The sequence below is a fragment of the Vibrio sp. L3-7 genome, assembly GCF_963898195.1.
Taxonomy (GTDB): domain Bacteria; phylum Pseudomonadota; class Gammaproteobacteria; order Enterobacterales; family Vibrionaceae; genus Vibrio; species Vibrio echinoideorum.
Genome location: NZ_CAWQUW010000013.1, coordinates 24,605 through 48,640 on the forward strand (window position 1 = coordinate 24,605; position 24,036 = coordinate 48,640).

Annotated in this window: 17 protein-coding genes; 8 read left to right on the forward strand and 9 right to left on the reverse strand. The window is 41.6% G+C overall.

The window, feature by feature from the left end; genetic code table 11:
* Positions 1 to 148: 148 nt before the first annotated feature.
* The 6 genes from AACW75_RS11875 to AACW75_RS11900 form a co-directional block, all read right to left on the reverse strand.
* The gene (locus tag AACW75_RS11875) at positions 149 to 1,249 is read right to left on the reverse strand and encodes an SAVED domain-containing protein (protein WP_237297804.1); all 1,101 of its coding nucleotides are present in this window, start codon (positions 1,247 to 1,249) and stop codon (positions 149 to 151) included.
* Complete coding sequence (locus AACW75_RS11880) at positions 1,236 to 1,736, reverse strand: Mov34/MPN/PAD-1 family protein (RefSeq protein WP_237297805.1); 501 nt, start codon at positions 1,734 to 1,736, stop codon at positions 1,236 to 1,238. The genes AACW75_RS11875 and AACW75_RS11880 overlap by 14 nt, the downstream gene beginning before the upstream one ends.
* Positions 1,729 to 3,432, reverse strand: a complete 1,704-nt coding sequence (locus AACW75_RS11885; RefSeq protein ID WP_237297806.1) for a ThiF family adenylyltransferase — start codon at positions 3,430 to 3,432, stop codon at positions 1,729 to 1,731. The genes AACW75_RS11880 and AACW75_RS11885 overlap by 8 nt, the downstream gene beginning before the upstream one ends.
* On the reverse strand, positions 3,429 to 4,433 hold the full coding sequence (locus AACW75_RS11890; RefSeq protein ID WP_237297807.1) for a nucleotidyltransferase domain-containing protein: 1,005 nt from the start codon (positions 4,431 to 4,433) through the stop codon (positions 3,429 to 3,431). Before AACW75_RS11890 ends, AACW75_RS11885 begins: the two co-directional genes overlap by 4 nt.
* 463 nt (positions 4,434 to 4,896) lie before the next feature.
* A complete protein-coding gene (gapS1, locus tag AACW75_RS11895; protein ID WP_237297808.1) occupies positions 4,897 to 6,501 on the reverse strand; it encodes a GapS1 family protein in 1,605 nt (534 codons plus the stop codon).
* Positions 6,502 to 6,742: 241 nt separating this feature from the next.
* Positions 6,743 to 8,086 (reverse strand): DUF4062 domain-containing protein, encoded by a 1,344-nt coding sequence (locus AACW75_RS11900; protein WP_237297809.1) that lies wholly within the window; start codon positions 8,084 to 8,086, stop codon positions 6,743 to 6,745.
* A gap of 429 nt (positions 8,087 to 8,515) precedes the next feature.
* Between AACW75_RS11900 and AACW75_RS11905 the strand changes: the two genes are divergently transcribed.
* From AACW75_RS11905 to AACW75_RS11940, 8 genes are all read left to right on the forward strand, one after another.
* Positions 8,516 to 8,959, forward strand: a complete 444-nt coding sequence (locus AACW75_RS11905; protein ID WP_048664751.1) for a DUF6932 family protein — start codon at positions 8,516 to 8,518, stop codon at positions 8,957 to 8,959.
* Positions 8,956 to 10,389, forward strand: coding sequence for an XRE family transcriptional regulator (locus AACW75_RS11910; RefSeq protein WP_132960247.1), 1,434 nt, complete (start codon positions 8,956 to 8,958; stop codon positions 10,387 to 10,389). Before AACW75_RS11905 ends, AACW75_RS11910 begins: the two co-directional genes overlap by 4 nt.
* A 130-nt stretch (positions 10,390 to 10,519) precedes the next feature.
* Positions 10,520 to 11,149, forward strand: coding sequence for a DUF6036 family nucleotidyltransferase (locus AACW75_RS11915; protein WP_054542729.1), 630 nt, complete (start codon positions 10,520 to 10,522; stop codon positions 11,147 to 11,149).
* Positions 11,124 to 11,486, forward strand: coding sequence for a hypothetical protein (locus AACW75_RS11920; RefSeq protein WP_132960245.1), 363 nt, complete (start codon positions 11,124 to 11,126; stop codon positions 11,484 to 11,486). Before AACW75_RS11915 ends, AACW75_RS11920 begins: the two co-directional genes overlap by 26 nt.
* A 422-nt stretch (positions 11,487 to 11,908) precedes the next feature.
* Positions 11,909 to 12,868 carry a thioredoxin-disulfide reductase gene (trxB, locus tag AACW75_RS11925; protein ID WP_145571205.1) on the forward strand — a complete coding sequence of 320 codons (960 nt, stop codon included), beginning with the start codon at positions 11,909 to 11,911 and terminating at the stop codon, positions 12,866 to 12,868.
* A 182-nt stretch (positions 12,869 to 13,050) separates the two neighbouring features.
* The gene (cydD, locus tag AACW75_RS11930; RefSeq protein WP_004733399.1) at positions 13,051 to 14,835 is read left to right on the forward strand and encodes a heme ABC transporter permease/ATP-binding protein CydD; all 1,785 of its coding nucleotides are present in this window, start codon (positions 13,051 to 13,053) and stop codon (positions 14,833 to 14,835) included.
* Complete coding sequence (gene cydC / locus AACW75_RS11935; RefSeq protein WP_145571207.1) at positions 14,828 to 16,549, forward strand: heme ABC transporter ATP-binding protein/permease CydC; 1,722 nt, start codon at positions 14,828 to 14,830, stop codon at positions 16,547 to 16,549. Before cydD ends, cydC begins: the two co-directional genes overlap by 8 nt.
* 235 nt (positions 16,550 to 16,784) lie before the next feature.
* Positions 16,785 to 18,191 (forward strand): hypothetical protein, encoded by a 1,407-nt coding sequence (locus AACW75_RS11940; protein ID WP_145571209.1) that lies wholly within the window; start codon positions 16,785 to 16,787, stop codon positions 18,189 to 18,191.
* Between the two features lie 82 nt (positions 18,192 to 18,273).
* Here AACW75_RS11940 and AACW75_RS11945 read toward each other — a convergent pair whose 3' ends face one another.
* From AACW75_RS11945 to AACW75_RS11955, 3 genes are all read right to left on the reverse strand, one after another.
* Complete coding sequence (locus AACW75_RS11945; protein ID WP_102553385.1) at positions 18,274 to 20,157, reverse strand: methyl-accepting chemotaxis protein; 1,884 nt, start codon at positions 20,155 to 20,157, stop codon at positions 18,274 to 18,276.
* A 298-nt stretch (positions 20,158 to 20,455) separates the two neighbouring features.
* Positions 20,456 to 22,027, reverse strand: a complete 1,572-nt coding sequence (locus tag AACW75_RS11950) for a BCCT family transporter (protein WP_004733395.1) — start codon at positions 22,025 to 22,027, stop codon at positions 20,456 to 20,458.
* Between the two features lie 272 nt (positions 22,028 to 22,299).
* On the reverse strand, positions 22,300 to 23,898 hold the full coding sequence (locus tag AACW75_RS11955) for a BCCT family transporter (protein WP_102553386.1): 1,599 nt from the start codon (positions 23,896 to 23,898) through the stop codon (positions 22,300 to 22,302).
* Positions 23,899 to 24,036: the final 138 nt, after the last annotated feature.

Genomic DNA, 24,036 nt, shown 5'->3' on the forward strand with positions numbered 1-24,036 from the left:
TTGGTTAATAATCACAATGAGCATTTAACAGCTAATTATAGATATGTTCGGTGTTTTTTAACCTCACGTATCCGGAATAGTAAATCCCTGCTACTTGAATCAAGGCTTGATAAAGGCACTTCAAGCCCTAACTAATATTTGAAGGTGGTTATTGTTGACAATTACTATGCTCTGTAAATTCTTTAATACCTTTTTTATCCAACTCTAAGGCCCATTCGTACGCTCCTTTAGCTGGATTGTAATTATGAATTACCCAGTTTTTATGAATACCTTCCTGGAACCTACTACCAACTTTAATTGCTAACGTAGACTGTACTGATAAAAATAAATGTACTCGTTTACAATTTTGGTTTACTGAAAGCTTATCGATAAGAGTCTGGACATCTTTAGAAATGCGCTCCAAGTTTTCTTGATTCTGAACTAAGTTTCTATCTGAGCCTACTTGAGGAGATAGAATGGTCGTGTGTTCTCTAAGCGAAAATGGAAGCTGTTCTCTTAACACTGGGGTAGTGAAACCAATAGCTATACCTATATCGCCATTAGCATTTTCCTTTTCAATAAGTTGAAAATGTTCAAAACCAATATTTTTATCTTCTTCATTGAGCAGTTTCCAATCACCTCCACGGTGAAACTTATCGAAATAGATTACTTTGGCACTCACAGATCTTAAAAATGCTCCATAGGCAACAAGAAACGGGATTCTAGCCAAGCCGCCGATATAAACTTTTTCGCAGTTTTGGTGCAAAATAAATCTTTTGAACAAATCAGTTGTCAGTTCAGCGTTATACATTTTGATTTGATTGGCGTGGTCTAAATCTTCCGATTCTGGAACACTAAGTTCAACAGGTTCTCGTGCATCTAATCTTTCTGAAGTTGGTAATATTTCATCAGGAAAACAGCTTGCTGTGCCAGGCAAACCAGTAATCAAGACTCTCGCTGTTTTCCTTGCTCGTTTTCTAAGAGAGTTCAGTTCTAAAAAAATCAATAATATGCCAGTTATACATGTTATAGCAGCAAGGATTAGTAAGGAAATTGATATTCCGTCGCTCGTAATCTCTAGGTTATGAATTAAATAACCCTCTGGAAAATATGCATTAAAGGCAATCGCTGATAGTGGAGAGCCTATTAATGATGTAAGTGCAGCGATAATGAGCTTTACGCCATAGTGCGTAAGTGGGTTAGATTTCTTTTTAATTTCTAATATGACTCTCAAGCACCACTTTATTTTTTCAAAATTACTTGCTTCCAATCTTGTACTCCCCTAGTAGTTCAATTTTACTTGTAGTCTTAATTTGCTGACCAACCCAGCATCGTATATGAGTCTGCCCAATGATAATGAAAAACAATCTAGTTCCCTCGTATCTAGAGTTTTTCAAAGCATTTATCCAGTCTTTTCTATCTAGCGTAGAGAAGTCAGGCTTGGCCTCTGGATGTGTATGCCAAAGCCCTACAAATGTTGAGTGCCCATTGGACTCCTTCCACTTATCAAGAACCTTATTGTTATGAGCTTCTGAGCGATAGTACGAGCATCTAGCCTGCCTATCAGAAGGTTGAGGAGGTGTGAAATCATCTATAAGTATTGCTCCACCGCTATTGAGGTGCTTTCCGACTAACACGCCACCAGACTCTGGCTGGCTTGGTACCAGTTGGCAAAAAGTACTTAAGCTATCAAGTAACGTTTGGCATACTCGTAAAGTACCATATTCAGAAATTTCTAATTTCCACTCATTATTCATTGCACACCCTACAATTTTTCTTTTTTACCAAATCAACTTGATCTTTTAATGCTATTGCGTTGTAACGAATTGAAGTTTCGAGTACATGATTACCATTTCCTTTCCAAGTCAAAGCTACGGAGTGCTTGTTATTCAATAAAAACTCAAGACTTTGTTGCGCTGCTAGTAGTGCGGTGTTTGTAGAGTCCAAATTTGAGAATGGAGTAAAAACGCCAGCACACCCTGTTAAGTTTTGGGATATTTGTTGACCCGTTTTCAGGAGGTTTAGTTCGCCCTCTGAAGTAAATCCTACAGGGTTTGTATATAGACACTCGAAGCAGCTTTGCATTAAATTAAGTGCTACTGAATGACCTCCATACCCTGCGGCTTCGTTCCAGCAGAAAATCACGTTATGTAACCCAAGAGATTTAAGTTGCTTGTTGATGAGTAAATTCGTTGTTGGAGAACCAACTGCAACAATCACTAAGTCGGCGGATAAAAATTCCTTGTCATAGACTGCTTTTTCAAATTTTATCGGTTTAGCAGTGAGCTTTATGTGGGGCAGATTATTTCTAAGTTCGTCTACCAAAGCTGAAACTTTATAAACTTTACTGATAACGCCACTTTTGGGGTTTGGCTTAAAATTCAAATAGCGTCCACCCAATCTGTGTCGATAGATGTTATCCGCTTCAAGAGCATCATCATCCACCAAAATTATTTTTCCTATACCCGTTTTAGCCAGCAGTGACACAACCTCGCTTCCAACTGAACCGCAACCTACTACCGCCACTTTTTTAGTTGTTAGACTACTATTGGCACCACCTCTTTCTAGTAAATAGGCTTCGTTGTGCCTTTGTATGGAGTGTGGTTTGATACTCCAACGTTGATCACTGCTGAGCAGTGGATGCTCAAGTGTCTGCTTAGCTGTAAATTGAAGCAATAATTGGCTCCTTTCCCCAGAAGAGCGTGGGAATGAGAGCAGAATAAAGAATTGATTCTTCGAGCGCTCCTTTGCCAACAATTTGTTAAGCTTCACAGAGTTTTTACTGGATATGTTTCGCTGCAAACTAGTCAGATAGTTCGGTGAAATATCTTCACCGTTAGCCGGTGGCAATGTAGGTTCGAGTATCGGCAAGTGAATTATGTTTATCACTTGCAAGTCGTGGTTCTCACCAATATTACTAAACTCTGAAGGTAGAGGGCTATTTTTGTCATAAAGCAGGACTGGTATCGCGTGTTTTCCCACACGTTTATTTTCTTTGTAGATGATTCTCAATGATACCTGTTCAAGATTACCCTCGGCATGATAGAAAGAATTAATTTTTGGTCTGCATTCAAAGTAACCTTCATATTCATCAAACAACTCGTCTTGATAAATCCTCAGTTTTACCCGTTCAAGCAAACGTAAAACGTCACTTAGATAGTTATCAATTATTGCTGTTGGCCTCTCGTAATCGATAAGCACGGAATCGCTTTCTTCTATGCACATTACACCGTCTTTATTGACGTGAGGGATTGTACCAATAAAGCTTTTATCCAATAATTCAGCTGCTGGTAACTGGTACGGAAATTTTTTTGGAAAGTGCAATGCTACATTCCAATTGTGCCTCTTACCTTTTAGTTCGAAGTTGTATTGGCAATCATCTTCTTTGTGCCAACGAACTATAGAAGGTGAGCTTAGTTGTTGAATGGCTTCTTCTAACTCAACAGCTGTCATGCATTGTTTCCTGTTACCACATAAGGCACTGTCTCTGTTGCTTTGCTGTCTTCAACTAGTGGAAAATCTTCACCAAAAACTTTACGCAAAATCTTGCTAGTTTCGTGGTCTGAGCTTTCATCCATCGCCTCTTCAAGTGACTCAAGTAGCGCGTCAGCTTTATAATAATAATTGTCTAGTTGCTTCAAGGACATTTTGTAGTAAACATCTTTATTTGGCGCTACTGGTAATGTGACCACTGTTGTATATTTTAACGAGGCAGAATCTGGATCCCAAGCCTGCACAAAGCTGTTTTTGATCGCTCTGACAATCGTAATTAAAGCTTCTAAGTCAGAGTCAGCGCTGTACACGAAGGATCTTCTGGCCTGAATGGTTAGACCTATCGATGGTGGAGCAGCATTTCCATTTGAAGAAAAGTGCTTCTGTTTCCATTTTTTTAGTGCTTTCACACATCGTCGGAATTGCTCCCGCTCATCTGAGTTGGAAGAAACATCTCGAACCCACTGATTGAGCTTCTTGGGCTCAGCTTTATACCAACACCGGTTTTTAGTTGAGTGCTCGTTCCCCCAGGCTATATGCAGGTCATCATTGTTTTTTGAGTAGACTGGAAGGTCAACATGATAGCCACTAGCATACTTAACGGTAATACATGGACGGTTAAACTCAACGGTACGGTTATTCCTTTTATTGAGTTTATCCCTTACCAATTTTTTCAATTGATTTGAATCATACTCATCATTGGTTATGTCAAAAATTAAGCCGACATCAATATCATAGTCATCACTTTTAGGCTTTACACCAGTATTCATTGCATACGAACCCTGATCTATTTTTGTGAAGGTCAAAGGCTTGTTGGTACCGGGAACTTTTTCATCCTTTAAAGAGTCACGAAGCTCGTCAACTAATGTGTCTCGCTTTTCACGTAAAGTCTCATTTTCGTCATAAGTACCAAGCTTGATATTGTCATGGAACGTGATAAATTCGCTCTGTAATTTAGTCATTTTACAATCCCCACAAATAAAAAATTGCTTTTCGAAGTGTTTTGATGAGTTACGAAAAAGGTACTGTTCATACCACTCATCTTCTTCATTTGAGATGGGGGTGAAATAACAGAAAACAACCTATTCTTACATTAGAAAATCTAAGCTAAAGTATTTAGTCGGCTTGTCCATAGAACCATGACTCTAAGTAACAAAGGGGCACTTTTGAGTTAGAAAGTACCACGAGTAAAAATTCAGCCTGTGAAGTTTCTGGACAGAAGAGAGCGAGACTTTGACCTTTCCTTTGCCGATAGAGGATTAGTAAAACTAAGTCTATTATCCAGTAGCAAAACGCAAGACCTGTCACCGTTAGTAAAAATGAACGTTCAGTGTATAACTTGTAGTGGAACTGGATAGCGCATCATCTAGAAACGGATGGTTAGCTGATGCCTAATCACTAATTGATGCTAACTCAAAAAAATAACTATACTAGCTCTTTGACTATTCTAAGCTGCTGTAAAAACTCTGGAGCTTTCACTAAGCCTTCGTTCCAATACTGCCGAGACTTTGACATTTTATCAGCAAGCTCAGAAGTTAAGTATTCAAAGTTTTCTACAAGTCTATCGCTGCCAATGGGAGAGTTTTTCTCTGATGCTAGCTTCTCTGCATATGTTTGAATGTGCTGACGCATTTCAAATTTTGCGGTTTCTGGAGCTTCTTCTTCGTCGGCACAAAAGTCCAAAAACTCACTTATTTCGGTTTCAGTCTCATTACAAAGCGCAAGTATTCCCTCAAGATCAGCAATACAACAGAAGTGGACGTTTTTCAAAGGTATCCTACCAGCAACAGATTCATCTATTCTTTGTCTATACTCATCCCCTAAATAAGAGGCTAGTTTAGCACCGTTACCAAGGTAGAAGTCTTGGTGAGTCACTATGAGGGCATATCTGTTATCAAAGTCAGCAAGATCATCAAAACCAACACCACTTAACTTATCTGCACACTCACCTGCTTGTTTTATACCTTTCAGATGAGTATCCCTTAACTTGTCCTTAATAATGTCGCTCTGGTCAGTCACAAGTATTTTTTGGTTTGGTTCTACGCCCTTTGCATCAATAAATATCGAAGTTCCGTTTCGTTGATGTAAGAAGTCGACAACCTTACCTTGAATTTTGTTATTTCTATAAACGGCCTTCAGTTGCTCTTCTCTTGTCGTCTCAAATCCATATGCATCAAAAACATATGCTAAATAGTCTTCAAACTCTTTAGTAAACTTGTCTCGAAAACCTCTCGAATCAGCAGTTTTAAGCGTTCTGAGCACAAACTCGCTCAACCCGATACTTGCAACGTATGGATGAGCGGTTGATATACCCTCAGGTAGAATAAGTATTGGTTTCTCAAGCAATAGTGGTTCAGAAAAGTACTCTTCCACCCTTACACCTCCATCACCTCTAGTTTCTCCTCTTCGGATTTTCATCAATTGTTGCAACTGTTCAAAGTTTGCTCCAACTAAACTGAGGTATTGTTTTATTACAGCCACTGGATATGCAGGTGAGAGCTTGGGCAAGAACTCTTCGTACTTAATGACAGGCTTTTTAGACCTGTAAAATATAGAAAAGAAAAACACCGACAAAACAAAAAAGTCTTCCAACTCAATATCTGTCTGAACTTTGAAGCTATCTCGAAAAGAGCGACTTGCACCTTCATTACACATGATCGAGAACAACCTGACCAAGAAATAGTTGTGCACTATCTGGTTACTTTGAAATCTAAGTTGTGTTAAAAAAAACGCTCTTAGAGACAACCAAACATTATCCTCATCAGCAAAGTTGGTAGCTTTTCCTTGTAACGCCCAAATTTTATTCAATATATTCCAAACATCTTTTTCAGTCGCAGGAATAGCACCTTGGTTGGGTTCTAGCTCTAATGCCCACTCAAGCATTAAGCAGACAGTCCAAGGTCGACCTATTGCTTTAGGCTCACCAGGATAAACGGTATGTAGCCGAGTCAATAAATGTTGCACGACTGACTCTTTTGTGTAGCGTTTTATAGAGTTTCTTATCTTCTGAGTATCTGTGCTAAATGACATCAAATTATCCCCGTGATATGAATAGACTGTATTCTCAGCTTTTAAGAGCCTCCAACTTGATAGACACTCTTCAATTCTAAGCCCCACTATCAAGCGATGGGACATAAACAATTTAGACCTATAGCTCTAAATTGTTTATACAAGATTAGCAAAAGTATCTTGAAGCCTTAAATGCTTCGTGACGGCGTCATGTGGAATGAAAACACAGCTAGAAATTAGCTATTGACGCCATAGTCGTTTGTTATAGCTCTTGTTGTTTAATGTGAAGATCCATTACTTTGATATCTTCTTGAGCATATTCTTCACATATAACATTTACTTTAAGCTCTCCACTTGCGAGTGCTAAAGGCGCAATAAGATATTCGTCATCAAATGTCATGGTTCTAGTATGTAACAAACTCTCTATTTTGATAGTTACCTTGTTCCCATCAAGTCTTGTCCACCAAGAACGATTTATTGCATTTAGATGCGACAAGCTGCCCACGTTAGGTGCTAGCGAGTAATTTCCTAGAATATTGTTGAAATTATCCACGCCTAGCATCGCAGCATGTAAGGAAGCTAATGAAGCAAGCTTATCTTTTTCATATTGAACCTCTGCTTCGACTAGTGGGTTTTCGGGAATTGGATTCTCAGGTTCAACAAAAGACTCACTTTGGTCATATACAGCTACAGTGTCAGGAAAAACAATTTCTACATAGACATTTTGAGCTTTACACGTACCAATATTAGACACCTCAATAACCAACGGAGCAGAGTAATTCTGTAGCTTATGATAGCGATTATTTGCAATATTGTACTCCATCAGCTGTGATTCTGATGGTAATGAGTTGTTAAATTTATCAACTACAGCATCATCTAAATACTTAGTCAAGTGGCGAGGTATATCAACCGAGTTTAGTTTTCTTGGTAATACTTTAGGCTCAAGGTCGTGATAATCTCGACTTACTGACGGAGATGCTACATTTACTTCAATTTTAGGAATCTTCGGAGATATTTTAGACTCAAGTTCAACAATTTTTTCTCGTAAAGCTCGATTTTCTTTGCTTAAGCTCGTTAACTCTTTTGATAAATCTTCTTCAACACCCAGTTTATCGCCTCTAACCCAGCCAACTCCGGGTTTCTGCATGATTTGCTTCATCAGTGAAATCGAAACACTCTTAATCAATTCATCTTTTGTTTCCCAGAACTGAGCCATTTTGGAGTTATCAAGGACTGTAGAGCGAAATGCATTAATATCACTTAGATCATCATCTCGCCTACTTTTAGGTAGGGATACATCATCACTCATGACAAATGCTAAAACTGGAATTTTCTTTTCCAAAGCATACTCATATTCTTTTTGAGTGAAACTAATTCCATCAGACGTTTTTGAACCGTATCGTAAGCCGAGAATGAGTACATAGTAATCACTAACGTCAATAGTTCTTCTAATGATTTCCCACTGCTCTTCATCCTCAGCACTAAACATTTCCATACCAATAGGTATGTGATACATCTCCAATACCGCTTTAATAATACTTTCGCGTTCTTCCTCTAAGTCTTTGTAGGTAGAACTAATAAAAACCTGATATTTTGTCGAATCCACAAAAACTCCTAAACTAAAAATTAGCTCTTTGAGCTATAACACTTATTCGCCGACAATTTGTCTTCTTTTGTCCTAAATAATGCAGCCTTTTTCATATTGACTCAACTAATAATCAGTTAGTTATGCCACATCAAGGGAGACTAGGCTGCAAAATGTGACCTAATCAAGGGGGGCTGATTATCAACTCACCGGATAAGTTTAAGTCGGGTAAGCTAATGTTAACGGGATGTGAATAAGTAAAAGTCTAACGCGTAAAGGGGCATTTTCGTGTTTGATGCCCCCTCAGCAAATCTGTCGCCCCTACGCTGTGAGCTAGTTCCTACCCTAATTTAGATTTACTACTCACCTCCCGCTCAAACAAACCAATTGACTTTATTCATATTTCAAGGTAAATAGACTACAATAATCACACAACAATAAAGTTGGGTTATGATTCCTGAGTTTAACGAGCAAGGAAATCTTCCTGAGGGTATTCACTACGCCTCAATGCAAGAATTGATTGACCGTTTTGGTTACAACGCCAAAAGAGCATGGTTACTCGATGGGCTAAGTTTGTTAATCAAGAACTTGGGCTCAGCAGGGTGCAATTTAATTTATGTTGATGGCAGCTTTGTTACCGAAAAGGAAATACCTGGCGATTATGATATGGCTTGGAGCATTCAAGGCGTCGACCCAAACAAATTAGACGCTTGTTTACTACTAGCGCTTCCCACACATAGGAATGAGATTGAACTTAAGTATAGAGGTGATGTTTTCCCAGCAGAAATACCAGAAGGTGCTAGCGGTAAGACCTTCCTTAACTTTTTCCAACAAGATAAAAATACAGGTCAAAAAAAGGGAATTGTGGCGATTAATATTGGGGGTGAGCAATGATTAAAAACTCAAGACAACTCGCACTAACGAAAAATCAAGTACAAGAATTCAATACTACTATCCATGCTCTTGAAGAGGGTACAAGCGACACTCATCCCCTTCTTATGCAAGCACAAAAAAATGCTCTTATTTTTCAACGAGACGACCTCTTGAAGGAAATAGAAGAGTACGAACAACTCCTATCAGGGGAGTTTGCTGTTTTCGATGTCGATAATATTGCTGATTTACCAAAGGCCCTTATTCGCTCAAGAATATATTTGGGCTTAACTCAGAAAGATCTTGCTGAAAAGCTAGGTATGAAAGAACAACAAATACAACGATACGAAAATACTGAGTATTCATCAGCAAGCTTCTCTACCATCGTTTCTATAATTAGAGCTCTAGACTTAAAGATAACTGAAGATGTCTTTTTACCGAAAGCATCCCGAACTAAAAATCTTTTATTAGCTAAGTTATCCGATGCCGGGTTAGAAGAATCTTTCATTGAAAAGAGGATAGCTCCGCGTGAAATACATAACTTTGATCGCGATTCTTGGGTTGAAAGAGTTTGTGAGAAAGTCAGTACCATTTTTGGGTGGACCAAAGAACAACTTCTTGGTGATGAACCTCTATCTATAGGACGAGATGGAGCATTAGTTGCTAGATTTAAGATGCCCGCAGGGGCTAATGAGCAATACGCAAGCGCATATACACAATATGCTTATACTGTTGCTAAATTAGCTATTAGATACTTCAACAAGCCTAAAGAAGTATTAAATGAAGATGCTGAAATCATCAGAAATGAAATCATCGGTAAGTACGGTGATGTTAGTTTTGAGTCTTTACTTTCTCATGCCTATGATAAAGGTGTTATCGTTCTCGGCTTAAATGATTCAGGTGCATTTCATGGCGCAACCTGGAGAATATCACACCGAAATATTGTCGTACTCAAACAAAAGACACTCCATACTTCCCGCTGGTCATTTGATTTACTCCATGAGCTATATCACGCTAGCCAACGACCAGAATTAAGTGAATTTTCATTAATTGAGTTAAGTGAAACAAGTGATGAAAGAAGGCTAGATCAGGAGGAGATAGAAGCTAACAAGTTCGCTTCTCAAGTATTATTAGGTATGGAAGCAGAAAATTACGTCAATATGTGTTTTGCAAGCGCGAATGGTAACCTTGCATGGCTCAAAAATGCTGTCATACAGATAGCAGAGCAATATGATTTAGATTGCGGTGTCTTGGCGAATCAAGTTGCAAACAAACATGACATTATGGAAAGAAAGGTCGGTCGAAAATCGACTTGGTGGGGAACCGCTCACAACTTACAACAAAAAAACTGTGATCCTAGAGAAGTGTGCAACTCAAAACTTAAAGAGCACATATCCATTGAAGATATGGATGAGTTTGATAGAGAGTTCTTTGAACAAGCCATATGTAGGTAAAGTTTTAATTCTTTTTAAAGCCAGCCTTTAGGTCAGTTCGGAGTTAGAGCATTAATAACTAAACGTTTTTTGTTTATTTTCACCTAGCTGTCATTTAACATGCTTATAGTTGAATAAGGAAGGAATAGACATGTATACAGATACAGCTTTATCGCAAGCCATTTTTGAATTGCTAAATGATTTAGAGCAACTCATTGCCGAAAAAGCTATAAGCTTAGGCTTAACTGAACCTTTGCGTGATGGTGCTGTAAAAGCTTACATTTATGGTGGCTGCGCTATACACATTTACACAAATGCGCGTGGCAGTAATGACCTAGATGCTGTTCTTGATGGTGCTAAACTATTGGATCTTCAAAGTTTAGTGGTTGAATTAGACCCTGTTTACTTTGAAGATACAGAGACTAATGATGAAAGTTCTTTATACTGGGATGATAGTTTTTCTACTGGGATCGCTTCCATAACACCAGATTTTAGAGAAAATGCAGTACAAATCGGAAAGTTTGATGGTATATTACACACTTACTTGATCAGTGCAGTCCAAATTGCTGTCTCAAAATTATCCAGACTAGCGACAGATGATTTAAGTGATATACTTTCTTTATATAAGAAAGGGTTGTTCACGCTCGAAGAATTCAGTGAACAAGCTGAAGAAGCAATTTTATATTCGGCAACAGAAGCTAGCCTACGATTAAACGTAGATCACGCAATTACCATCATGAAAGAGTTAGAAGCTAATGAAGACACAGAGAGTATTCAATAGACTAGTATCGAATGACTTCGCTAATGCATCACCTGAAGATGTTAAAACAGTTGCGTTGGCTATTTGGCATGAGTCTTTCGTACCGACTGTAGAACACTTGAGCAAAGAAGCTTTGAAACGTGCTGGTTACTTAGTTGATAAGCTAATGCGGTTTAATTGTGTTCCTACTTCTGTAAAGCAGCAGCTGCGTAATCTACGTGACCAATTATTACAATTCGCTGAAGCAGTAACATCAAAATGTGAAAAACTAGCTAAACAATGGGGGTTAACCAGCGATCTTAAACGCGAAGTTAGTTCTTTGCTTGAATTCCAAACTAGGCACTACCAACACGCATAAACTCAGACTCAAAAGAAAAGCCCCTTAAATTGGGGCTTTTTTTGTATCTATTACATTGGTTCGCCTAACAAACTAGCCAATATACTTTTATAGAAACTCTATAATGAAACTTTGACGCATAATTTTTATATCTTCAACATTCATCCGCATAAACACTACGGGACAAATTTTTGTGGCGACAAATTGGCGACAAAATCCCCCTAAATGCAAAGCTATATGTTTTTATATACTGAAATTAATCGTGTAACCTATTGATATTTCTTCTAACACCTTGAAATACAAGACAGTCGTTTAGTTCGGTTAAGTTCTAACGTATAACGATTAATTACACTTCAGCCCTTGTTTACACTTTTATTGCCTCCATATTTTCCATACAATCCTAAGCGATTATAAATAAAAACAATTTCAATTTCGGAGTCCTCATGAGCGACGTAAAGCACTGTAATTTATTGATTCTTGGTTCTGGCCCTGCTGGCTATACAGCTGCAGTTTACGCTGCTCGTGCAAACCTAAACCCAGTACTGGTTACCGGTATGCAGCAAGGTGGTCAGCTTACAACCACAACTGAAGTAGAAAACTGGCCGGGTGATGCTGAAGGTTTAACGGGTCCAGCTCTAATGGATCGCATGAAAGAGCACGCAGAGCGCTTTGAAACAGAGATCCTGTTCGACCACATTAACGAAGTCGACCTATCTAACCGCCCTTTCCGTCTTAAAGGCGATTCAGGCGAGTACACGTGTGATGCGTTGATTATCTCAACGGGTGCATCGGCTAAGTACTTAGGTTTAGGTTCTGAAGAAGCATTCAAAGGCCGCGGCGTTTCTGCTTGTGCAACGTGTGACGGTTTCTTCTACCGCAACCAGAAAGTAGCGGTTGTCGGTGGTGGTAACACGGCTGTTGAAGAAGCACTTTACCTATCTAACATCGCATCTGAAGTTCATCTAGTTCACCGCCGTGACACGTTCCGCGCTGAAAAGATCCTAGTGAAGCGTTTAATGGACAAAGTAGAGAACGGCAACATTGTTCTTCACACTGACCGCACGCTAGACGAAGTTCTAGGCGACGACATGGGCGTGACTGGCGTTCGTATTAAAGATACTCAGTCTGATAAAACAGAAGACATCGAAGTAATGGGTGCATTCATTGCTATCGGTCACCAACCGAACACGGAAATCTTCAAAGGCCAAGTGGATATGAAAGATGACTACATCATCGTTCAGTCGGGTCTTGAAGGTAACGCGACACAAACCAGCATCCCAGGCGTGTTCGCTGCGGGTGATGTAATGGACCACAACTACCGCCAAGCAATCACTTCTGCTGGTACAGGTTGTATGGCTGCACTGGATGCTGAACGCTTCCTAGATGGCCTTAACGATAAGTAAATCTGAGATTGCAGATTTAAATATCGAAGCTTTAACACTAGCAACCCCTGCTCTAACATTGATAGATGCAAGGCGTCATCACATTTTGTTGTAAATCCCTAGAGCCCAGTGGTATATCCACTGGGCTTTCTTTTGTATACTAGCCGCCCTCAACAAATAATAATTATCATTAAGCCTTCATAATGGATAAGAAAAAACAACGCAGCTTGAACAAGTGGCTTAAGCAACAGAGTAAGTTAGCGAAACGCTGGCTTATGATTGCGATTAGCCTTGGCGTACTTTCAAGCGTGTTCTTAATTGCTCAAGCAGCTCTTCTCGCCTCTATTCTTCACCAGCTGATCATCGAAAATGTCGATAAATCTGAACTGGTTGGTCATTTCGCAGGCTTGGCATTATCGGTCGTTGGCCGTGCTGGCTGTACATGGGGACGTGAAATCGCAGGTTATCGCTGTGGTGAACAGATCCGTGTCTATATAAGGCAACTCATCCTTGATAAGTTACGTGAGTTAGGCCCAGCTTACATTAAAGGCAAACCTGCCGGTACGTGGGCAACCCTGTTGCTAGAACAAGTAGAAGACATGCAAGACTTCTTCTCTCGTTACCTACCTCAGATGTCTTTATCGGTAATGATTCCATTCATTATTTTGGTTGTGGTGTTCCCTGTAAACTGGGCAGCAGGACTGATCTTCTTGATTACTGCTCCACTGGTACCGATGTTCATGGCACTTGTGGGCATGAAAGCGGCCGATGCAAACCGTAAAAACTTCAAAGCACTGCAACGTCTTTCTGGTCACTTTTACGACCGTTTGCAGTCAATGACGACTATCCGTCTATTTGACCGCACCAACGCTGAAACAGAGGTACTTAAAGGTGCATCTGAAGTGTTCAGAACGCGTACCATGGATGTGTTGAAAATCGCTTTCTTGTCTTCTGCTGTCCTTGAGTTCTTCACGTCGATCTCTATCGCGATGACCGCGGTTTACTTTGGTTTCACTTACATCGGTGAGCTGAACTTTGGTCACTACGGTGCAGGCATTACGCTATTCGCTGGTTTGTTTATCCTTATCTTAGCGCCAGAGTTTTACCAACCTCTACGTGACTTAGGTACTTTCTACCACGCGAAACAACAAGCGGTTGGCGCAGCTGAAAGTATTGTCGAGTTCCTAGAAACAGACATCACTAAGGTTAAATCAGGCAACACTCAACTCGATTCAGCTCAAGGCATCAATATTGAAGCTACCGACCTAAAAGTGTTAAGCCCTGAAGGTGTTCAATTAGTCGGTCCTATCTCGTTCGCACTTAACACTCGCCAATCGACTGCGTTAGTTGGCCCAAGTGGTGCGGGTAAAACAAGTTTGATCAACGCTATTCTTGGTTTCATGCCTTATGAAGGAAGCTTGAAAATCAATGGCATTGAACTACGTGACCTAGACTTGGCCTCTTGGCGTAAAACCATTAGCTGGGTTGGTCAAAACCCGTTGCTACTGCACGGCAGCATTCGTGACAACGTCACTCTCGGTAAGCACGATATTGCTGACCAAGTTGTCGAGAATGCACTTGAGCAATCATTTGCCAGCGAATTTGTAAACGAGCACGGCTTGGATTACATGATTTCTGATCGCTCTGGCGGCCTTTCTGTTGGTCAATCTCAGCGTTTGGCTCTGGCTCGCGCAATGATTCAAGACGGTCAGTTCTGGTTGTTAGATGAACCAACAGCCAGCCTAGATACTCGTAGCGAACAGTTAGTAATGAAAGGCATCAATAGCAATATTGAAAGCCGTACTGCCCTACTTGTGACGCACCAACTCGCTCCTCTTAAATCAGTCGATAATATTCTGGTTATGCGCGATGGTGGTCTGGTTGAACAAGGTCATTACTCTCAGCTTTCAACTGCGGGTGGTTTGTTTGAAGAGATGCTGAACGCGAACTTAGCTCAACAAGATAATAAGGGTAATTTAGATGCGTGATTTACTGCCTTACCTGAAACTCTATAAAAAGCATTGGTTTGGCCTATCGCTAGGCATGCTATTGGCTTTTGCAACTCTGTCGGCTTCTATCGGCTTGCTAACGCTATCAGGCTGGTTCATTTCAGCTTCTGCGGTTGCAGGCCTTACGATTGCGCGTGAAACCTTCAACTACATGCTACCGGGCGGTGGTGTACGTGGTTTGGCAATGAGCCGTACTGCGGGTCGTTGGGGTGAACGTGTTGTCAGCCACAATGCAACATTCAAACTGTTAACTGATTTACGTATCTTCTTCTTCAAGAAGCTGGCTCCGCTGATCCCAGGTCGTATCTCAAACCTTCGTGACGCAGACCTACTCAACCGCTTGGTTGCTGATGTAGACGCCATGGACCACGTGTACCTGCGCTTAGTAAGCCCTGTGACGGTGGGTGTGTTCGGAATCTTCTTCCTGACTCTGTTCTTAATGTGGTTCGATAGCTCACTAGGTTTAATCTTAGGTTCTATCCTTCTGATCATGCTGTTGGTTTGGCCAATCTTGTTCTACAAATTGGGTAAACGTAACGGTGGTGAACTGACACAGAACAAAGCGGATCTTCGTGTGACTACGCTAGATTGGATTGAAGGCTACAGCGAACTGACTCTGTTTGGTGCGGAAGAACGTTACCGTAATGCCATTCTAGAAACGCAACGCAAGCTGATGGCTAATCAGTTTGTGAATGCTAACCTAACCGGTATGGCTTCAGCAGCACTGATGCTGTTCAACGGTTTAACGTTGGTTCTTATGCTTTGGCTTGCGGCTGACGGTGTGGGTGGTAATGCACCAGACCCGTTCATCGCGCTAATGGCATTCGCAACCATGGCAAGCTTCGAGCTATTAATGCCAATTGCAGGTGCGTTCCAGCATTTAGGTCAAACTCTGTCTTCTGCTCGTCGCTTGAACGAAGTTATTCTGTCAGAGCCTGAAGTTCAGTTCGCTGAAGAGAAGCTCGACATCAACAAACCGCTTGATATTACGTTCTCAAACGTGACGTTCAACTACCCTGATTCTGAGCGTAGTATTCTGAAGGCTGTTGACCTAACGATCCCTGCCACGCACAAGGTTGCGATTGTTGGCCAAACGGGTTCTGGTAAATCGACTCTGATTCAGCTTCTGACTCGTTACTGGGATCCTAAAAAGGGCTATATCTCAATCGCGGGCATTGAACTGACGCAGTGGAACGAATCACAGCTTCGTGAATCAATCAGTGTAGTAAGCCAACGTGTCGACATTCTAAATGGTACTTTGCGTGACAACTTGTTGATTGCAAGACCAGAAGCTACCGATGATCACTTAGCGAATATCCTAAAAGACGTTGGCCTAGAAAAGCTGCTTGAGAATAACGCACTTGATAGCTGGTTAGGTGACGGTGGTCGTCAACTCTCTGGTGGTGAGAAGCGCCGTATTGGCATCGCACGTGCGATTCTTCATGATGCTCCTATCCTGCTTCTAGACGAGCCAACAGAAGGCTTAGATAAGCAAACAGAACAAAACATCATGGCACTGTTCGAGAAACACTTCGAAGGCAAGACGGTTATCTTCATCACTCACCGTTTGATTGGTCTGGAATCTATGGACTCCATCGTTCTGATTGAACAAGGCGAGATTGTTGAACGAGGCTCTCACGAGAAGCTATTAGAAGAAGAAGGACGTTACTTCCAACTTCGTCAGGCAATCTAGTGCCTTTATAGGTTATCCTTAAGCTATAAAGAAAACCATTCAAAGCCCGAGTTCATGCTCGGGCTTTTTTGTGTCTGTATTCTAGTCTCGAACAACCATCAACCAATAGCTTCAGAAAATAACAAAGCACCAATTTGTAAGCACTACTAATACATTACTTACAAAAGCTTACTAAGAACAAATGCCATTTCTTGTAACATGCGGGCTTTATAGCTTGCAGATAACTTGGTTCCCTATGGTATACAAACTCACTATTCCAACTCTTGTTCTGACTACGATGCTGACTGCGTGCGGTGGCGACAGTAGCAATAACACCAACGCATCAAAGAATGTCATCGATGCATCAAGCGCAAAATCCGTTGTTAGCTTAGGAAGCAATTACACACTGCATTTCAGCGTGAAGTCGATTGCAGCGGGTACAGACAAAAACCTGAACATTGATATTACTCAGTATGATAATAATCTAAAATCTAGCGGCAGCTTCGCACAAGTTCACGGTGTTCCTGAGCGCAATTACAAGACCCAAAGCGATGCAGATATCACCTTCTCTGTAACGGCGACAAACTCAGCGGGTAAAACGTTCGATGTTGAAAACTTCGATATTTACTACGAAGCCTTTAAATCGACAACAACACCTGCAAAGTTAGCGATCGCAGAAGTTGAAAATAATAGAAACAACGTTGTTCGATGGAAACAAGCCGATACCGTAACCATCAACAAGCAATTCATTCTCGATAATATTGGCGAAAAGTTTGATATAGATAGCAGTAGGCCTATGAACCTATACGTTCGTGTGGGCAACGCCTTGAGCAATGGTATTCAATTTGTTCCATCATTTGCTCAAAGTGAGTCAGAGACGTTTGCACGTGTACCAACGAGTGACTGCTCTGTTATCACAAATACGACAGGTGATTTGCTCGCCAATGGCATCAAGCAACGCACATGCGTAGAAGCACACGGTTATAAGATCCCACTGTTGATTGAAGACCAGTCAAAAAATAACGGTGCAGCAAAAGTGGCTCACGTTAAGAACATCATGCAGTACTACTTGGATAGCTTCCCAACAGAAGTAACTAAGGCCATTTACGACAGTAAAGCGACCATGGGCTTCTTTTACGATGAAGACTGGGCTGACAGAGATGGCGGTGACTTCTTAGATGAGAATTACCGTTTCCAAGATCTATTTGCCACAGAAACAACCGACACAACAACAGGCGAGAATAAACCGGATCGAGTCACTCAACGAGACGCTGCGTTTGAAGAGATCATCCACTTTGTACATGACTACGGTGTGATGAATCTAGCGGTACAATCATCTTCATCGAAATGGGCGACGATGCAAAAAGAGTTAGATGAGCTGAATGAGAAAGCGATTCTTGCAAGTTCTTACTTTCCGAACGGAAAAGACTCGACGATTGTCGAAGCTGATTTAGACGCAGAGTCATACGATCAAGAGTATCTAGCCTATTCTCTGTATGCCTACTACGATCTCAACTTTAAGGGTTACAACGCGCAAGAGTTAAGTTCTGCGACGTTCACTGAGCTACAAACGAACGACCCTGCGATGGTTAAATTTATGGAGCAGTACTTCCCTACTCGTGCAGCCCTTAAAGCTAAGTTCCCAGGTTACCCGAACAACTAATTTGGGTTCATAACTCTAACTAGCACGCACAAAAAAGCCGAATGTGATAATCACATTCGGCTTTCAAATTATCTGTTAGCGCTTACAGCTTGAAGCGGCTGATTTCACTTTCTAGCTCATGAGACAGCTCAGAAAGTTGAGAGGCTTGCTCTGCAGCTTGGTGTGCTTCGTCTGCTAGCTCGTTAGATACGTCACGGATTCCTTCAGTGTTACGAGTAATCTCAGACGTTACTGACGCTTGCTCTTCTGCAGCAGAAGCAATTTGAGTCGCCATGTCGCTGATACGTTCAACAGCAGCATGAATTTGCGTTAGGCTCGCTGCAGCTGAATTGGCATCATCAACACTGGTTTCTGCAAGTGTACGGCTATCATTCATGATGTTAACCGCTTTGCCTGTAGTGCCTTGCAGTAATTCGATAGTTTGTTGAATCTCTTGCGTTGAACCGTGTGTACGTTGGCTCAGAACTCGAACTTCATCTGCTACCACTGCGAAGCCACGGCCTTGCTCACCGGCACGTGCAGCTTCAATAGCGGCGTTAAGTGCAAGTAGGTTCGTTTGTTCAGCGATACCTTGGATATTAGACAAGATAGCGTTGATGCTATTGCCGTGCTCTTCAAGTTCTAGAATCACGTTAGTTGCAATTTGAACTTCTTGAGCAAGGTTTTGGATTGAGCTTTGAGTCTGTGTCACTTGACCAGTACCGTGCTCACACGCACCAACCGCTTCTGATGAGTTCTGAGCTGTGTGGTCAGCGTTACCCGCGATTTCTTGTGTTGCTGCAGCCATTTCGTTAACGGCTGTTGCGACCATATTGATTTCGTCTTGTTGCATCTGTATGCGAGCACTACGCTCTTCAGCTTGAGAAGCCGTTTGACGAGCTTGGTTACCCAATGCAGCAGACACTTCGCTTAGCTTAACAACCATGGTGTGCATGTTGCCCACAAAGCGGTTGAAGTTTTCAGCAAGCTTACCAATTTCGTCATCACTCTTAGGCTCAAGACGTTGAGTAAGGTCACCCTCACCTGAAGCAATTTCTTCAAGTGCAGCAGAAACACGGTTTAGGTCGCGGAATAGGAAGCTAACTAACCAAGATACCAATACGATCACGATTAACGTAATAACAACAGCAGTAGTGATCAGCTGAGTTAGTAGTGTCGAGTGATTTGCTTCTTCAGTTGCTTTATCCATCTGAACCGCGAAGATCCAGTTTGTGTTAGGCACTTTCGTAAAGTAAAGCAGCTTCTCTGCGCCGCGTTCTTTAATGATTTCAATGCTACCAGTACGCACTGCGTTCTCGATGATAGACATAGAAATATCGTTTGAAAGCTGGCTCACCGGCTTCAGGCTTAATGATGAATCTGGATGTGCTAAGAATGTACCGTCAGATGAATCAATTAACATTGCGTACGCATTGTCACCAACATCTAGGCTAATTACATCATTTACCAATTGATCGATAAGTACGTCTGCACCCACTACACCAACAAGTTTACCGTTATGACGAACCGGTTCTGCAATCGTTACTAGAAGCGCTTTAGTGATCGCATCTTGGTAAGCGGTAGTAATAATTTGCTTACCCGCTGCGTTTGCTTCTTGGTACCAAGGACGTTGACGAGGATCGTAATCTGCGCGATTACGTTCAGGATGTGAACGGTACATTCCGCCTTCTGGAGTACCTAAAAAGATATCGTCAAAGCCACCCGCTACACGAGCTTGCTTAAGGAAAGGAACAACATCATCCTCTCGTGAAAAGTCATTAAATGCTGATGCGATATCGGTGCGGATATCAATCCAGTTTTTAATACCTTCAGATGCTGCTTCTGATACGCTTTCAGCTCGCAGGTATACGCCGTTACGAGTCTGTTCAAATAATTGGTTTGCTGATAACCAAGTTAACGCTGTTGCCATAACGACAACAGCAGATAGGCTAGCACCTATTAACTTCTGCTTAAGTGTTAGTTTCATGTCAAAGTTTCACGAGTAGTGGGAAATCTCGCGCATACTACCCAATATCAGTATTAAATTCGAGCGATTTTATAATTTAATAACGTAATATAATTTTAAGCAAACCATTGGCTTATCGAATGTCAATTACTTGGCTAATCGCCAAATTTAAGACGTTATTTTGAAGGTGATTCCATCGAAATATACTGTTCTCTAGACTGTAAAATAGATACAAAAAAGGCAGGAGAGTTTCCTCTTCTGCCTTTCTTTTTACTTTATATTCGACTTCAACCAAATGGAAAGTCGATTAACGATCAGTCTATCGCTTCTCGGTGCGCATACCCATTAGCAAGCTAACACACATCAGTAATAGGATGATGGTGAATGGCAATGCCGTAGAGATTGCACCCGCTTGTAGAGCCTGTACTGCTTCAGTACCACCAACCCACAATAGAGCGACAGCAATTGCACCTTCAAGGAACGCCCAGAACACACGCTGAGGCACTGGCGTATCAACTTTACCACCTGCGGTGATGCTGTCGATTACTAGAGAGCCTGAGTCAGACGATGTAATGAAGAATACTAGAACTAAGATAACCGCAATGATTGATAGCAGCGTACCGAACGGTAGAGCATCAAACATTTGGAACATCGCTAGTGATACATCAGTCAAACCATCTTGACCAAGGATACCAACGTTATTCACGATTTGGTCAATCGCCATGCCACCAAATACTGACATCCAAATGATAGTAACAGTCGTTGGAACAATCAGAACCGCTGTGATGAACTCACGAACCGTACGGCCTTTAGAAACACGCGCGATAAACATACCTACGAATGGTGACCATGAAATCCACCAAGCCCAGTAGAATACCGTCCAACCGTGCATCCACGCTTCATCTTCACGACCATGAGGGTTACTCAAAGGAATGATGTTTTCAACGTATGCCATAAAGGTTGTTGGGATAGAACCTAAACTCACCGCATAGCCGATTAGAGCCACTAAGATAAGCAGTAGGAAAGCAACCAACATGTTGATGTTACTGATAACTTTAACGCCGCCATCAATACCGCGAAGCACTGACACGACCGCTAATAACGTTACTACAGTTATAACAACAACTTGTAACCCTAAGCCAGCCTCGATTCCGAAGACATGTTGAATACCACTTGCTGCTTGTTGTGCACCTAAGCCCAGCGACGTCGCCAAACCAAACAGCGTTGCAAGAACCGCCAGAATATCAACAATGTGACCAGCCCAGCCCCACGCTCTATCACCCAAGATTGGGTAGAAAATAGAACGAATAGAAAGAGGCAATCCCTTGTTGTAAGAGAAAAACGCAAGTGACAGTGCTACTACGCCATAAATCGCCCAAGGGTGTAGACCCCAGTGATACATGGTTGCACCTAGCGCCAACTTAGCAGCTTCTGGTGTGTTGGGTTCAACACCTAACGGGGTTTCAAACCAACCCGTGAAGTAAGCAGCGGGTTCCGCCACACTCCAGAACATTAGGCCGATACCCATACCTGCGGCAAACAGCATCGATAGCCAAGAGAAGAATGAGTAATCTGCCGTCGCATCAACACCACCAAGGCGGATTTTACCATACGGAGAAACAATTAAGCCTAAGCAGAAAACAACGAAAACATTACCCGACCAGATGAAAAGCCAATCAAACGAATTGATGATCTGGCCTTTAACGCCATCTAGTGCTGCCTTTGCTGAAGCGGTATCTGTAATCAGAATACCGATCAGGAACAGAGCAATAAGTCCTGCACTGATACCAAATACTGGGTTATGAACATCAAAACCCCATTTTTGGACGTTATCTTGACCGACAGTGTAATCCGTACTGTCGATACTGTATTTATCTATACCTTTAGTCATTATCCCTCTCTACGGAATATTGATAGGGTCTGTTGACCTTACTATCCCTTACTTACCTGTGACCTAATCACAAACTCGAACATGTGATCCAAGTAGTACAAGTTGTTGTCACAATAATTCAAATACTTGGATGTCTGAAGTTTAGCAGGTTAACTTATTGTTTTCAGTAAACCAGAATCGGTTCGATGGGTTTTCATCCAATATTCACGTAATTACTCAAATTACTGACGAAAAAAAGGCCGAACAAGTCGGCCGTTATTTCAATAATACTTTTAACTCAAAGCATTTTGCTGCTTAACCAATTGATTTTCGGTTCGCAAACCTAGCAATAAGCTTAGGCACATAAGCAATAATATGAACGCAAATGGTAACGCCATCGATACTGTTCCGGCTTGTAGTGCTTGGATTGATTCAGTACCACCAACCCACAATAGAACCGCTGCAATCGCACCGCCCATTAACGCCCAAAATACACGTTGTGGAACTGGCGCATCCACTTTACCGCCAGAGGTAATGCTATCAATAACCAAAGAACCAGAATCTGAAGACGTTATAAAGAACACCATAATCAAGCCAATCGATACGACAGAAAGTACTGAGCTCATTGGAAGCGCATCATAAGTGTGGAATAGAGACAGTGTAATATCTTGCAGACCATTCACACCGATCTCACCGACTTTGTTTGCTACTTGGTCAATCGCAATACCACCGAAAATCGCCATCCAAATGATGATCACTGACGTTGGGATGAACAATACAGCCACGATGAATTCGCGAATTGTACGACCTTTAGAGATGCGAGCGATGAACATGCCTACGAATGGTGACCAAGACATCCACCATGCCCAGTAGAAGACCGTCCAACCTTGCATCCAAGTTTCATCATCACGACCATGAGGATTACTTAAAGGGATAAAGTTTTCGATATAACCCATCAATGCCGTTGGAATAGCTTTAATACCCGCCATGCCACCAGCGATCGTTACGAAGATAAGCAAGCCCAAAGCAACCAACATGTTGATGTTACTTAAAACCTTCACGCCACCGTTAATACCGCGAACAACTGACATTGTTGCTAAGAAAGTGACCACTGCGATAACAATCAGCTGCATGCCAATACCACCATCGGTACCAAACACATGGTTAATACCACTGGTTGCTTGCTGTGCGCCTAGGCCAAGCGATGTTGCAAGGCCAAATAGCGTAGCCAGTACCGCGACGATATCAACGATATGTCCAAACCAACCCCAAGTTCTATCACCGAGTAGCGGGTAAAAAATTGATCGAATAGAAAGCGGTAAGCCTTTATTGAAAGTGAAAAAAGCGAGGGCTAGAGCAACAACGGCGTAAATAGACCAACCGTGTAAACCCCAGTTATAAATAGTTGCGCCAAGTGCCAACTTAGCTGCTTCAGGAGAATAAGCTTCAACACCAAGTGGCGTTTCATACCAACCCGTGAAGTAAGCTACTGGCTCTGCAACACCCCAGAACATCAAACCAATACCCATTCCCGCGGCGAATAACATCGACATCCAAGATAGGTTGGAGTGCTCTGCTTTGGCATCATTGCCACCTATACGTATCTTGCCATACGGGGAGACAATGAGGGCAAAACAGAAAATAACAAAGATGTTTGCTGCCCACATGAAGAAACCATCGAAGTTACCGATGACTTTCCATTTAATTCCATCAAGTGCTGATTTTGCGGTTTCAGGATCAGCGATCAAAAGTGCAACCAGGAAGATGATAATCGCTCCTGCACTGATTCCAAATACTGGGTTATGGACGTCAAAACCCCATTTCTGAACGTTATCTTGTCCTACTGTATAATCGGTATTTTCAATACTATACCTATCTTTTACAGGCTCCATGTTTCCTCTCTAATTTGTAGCGCACAGTTTGCAACATTGCATTCGGCGCTTAAATTTCGAAAAGAAGGATATCAACCTGTCGCAAAAATACTAAAAAAACCGCCAAAAATCAGGCATAAATTACAACTTTAGTAATTA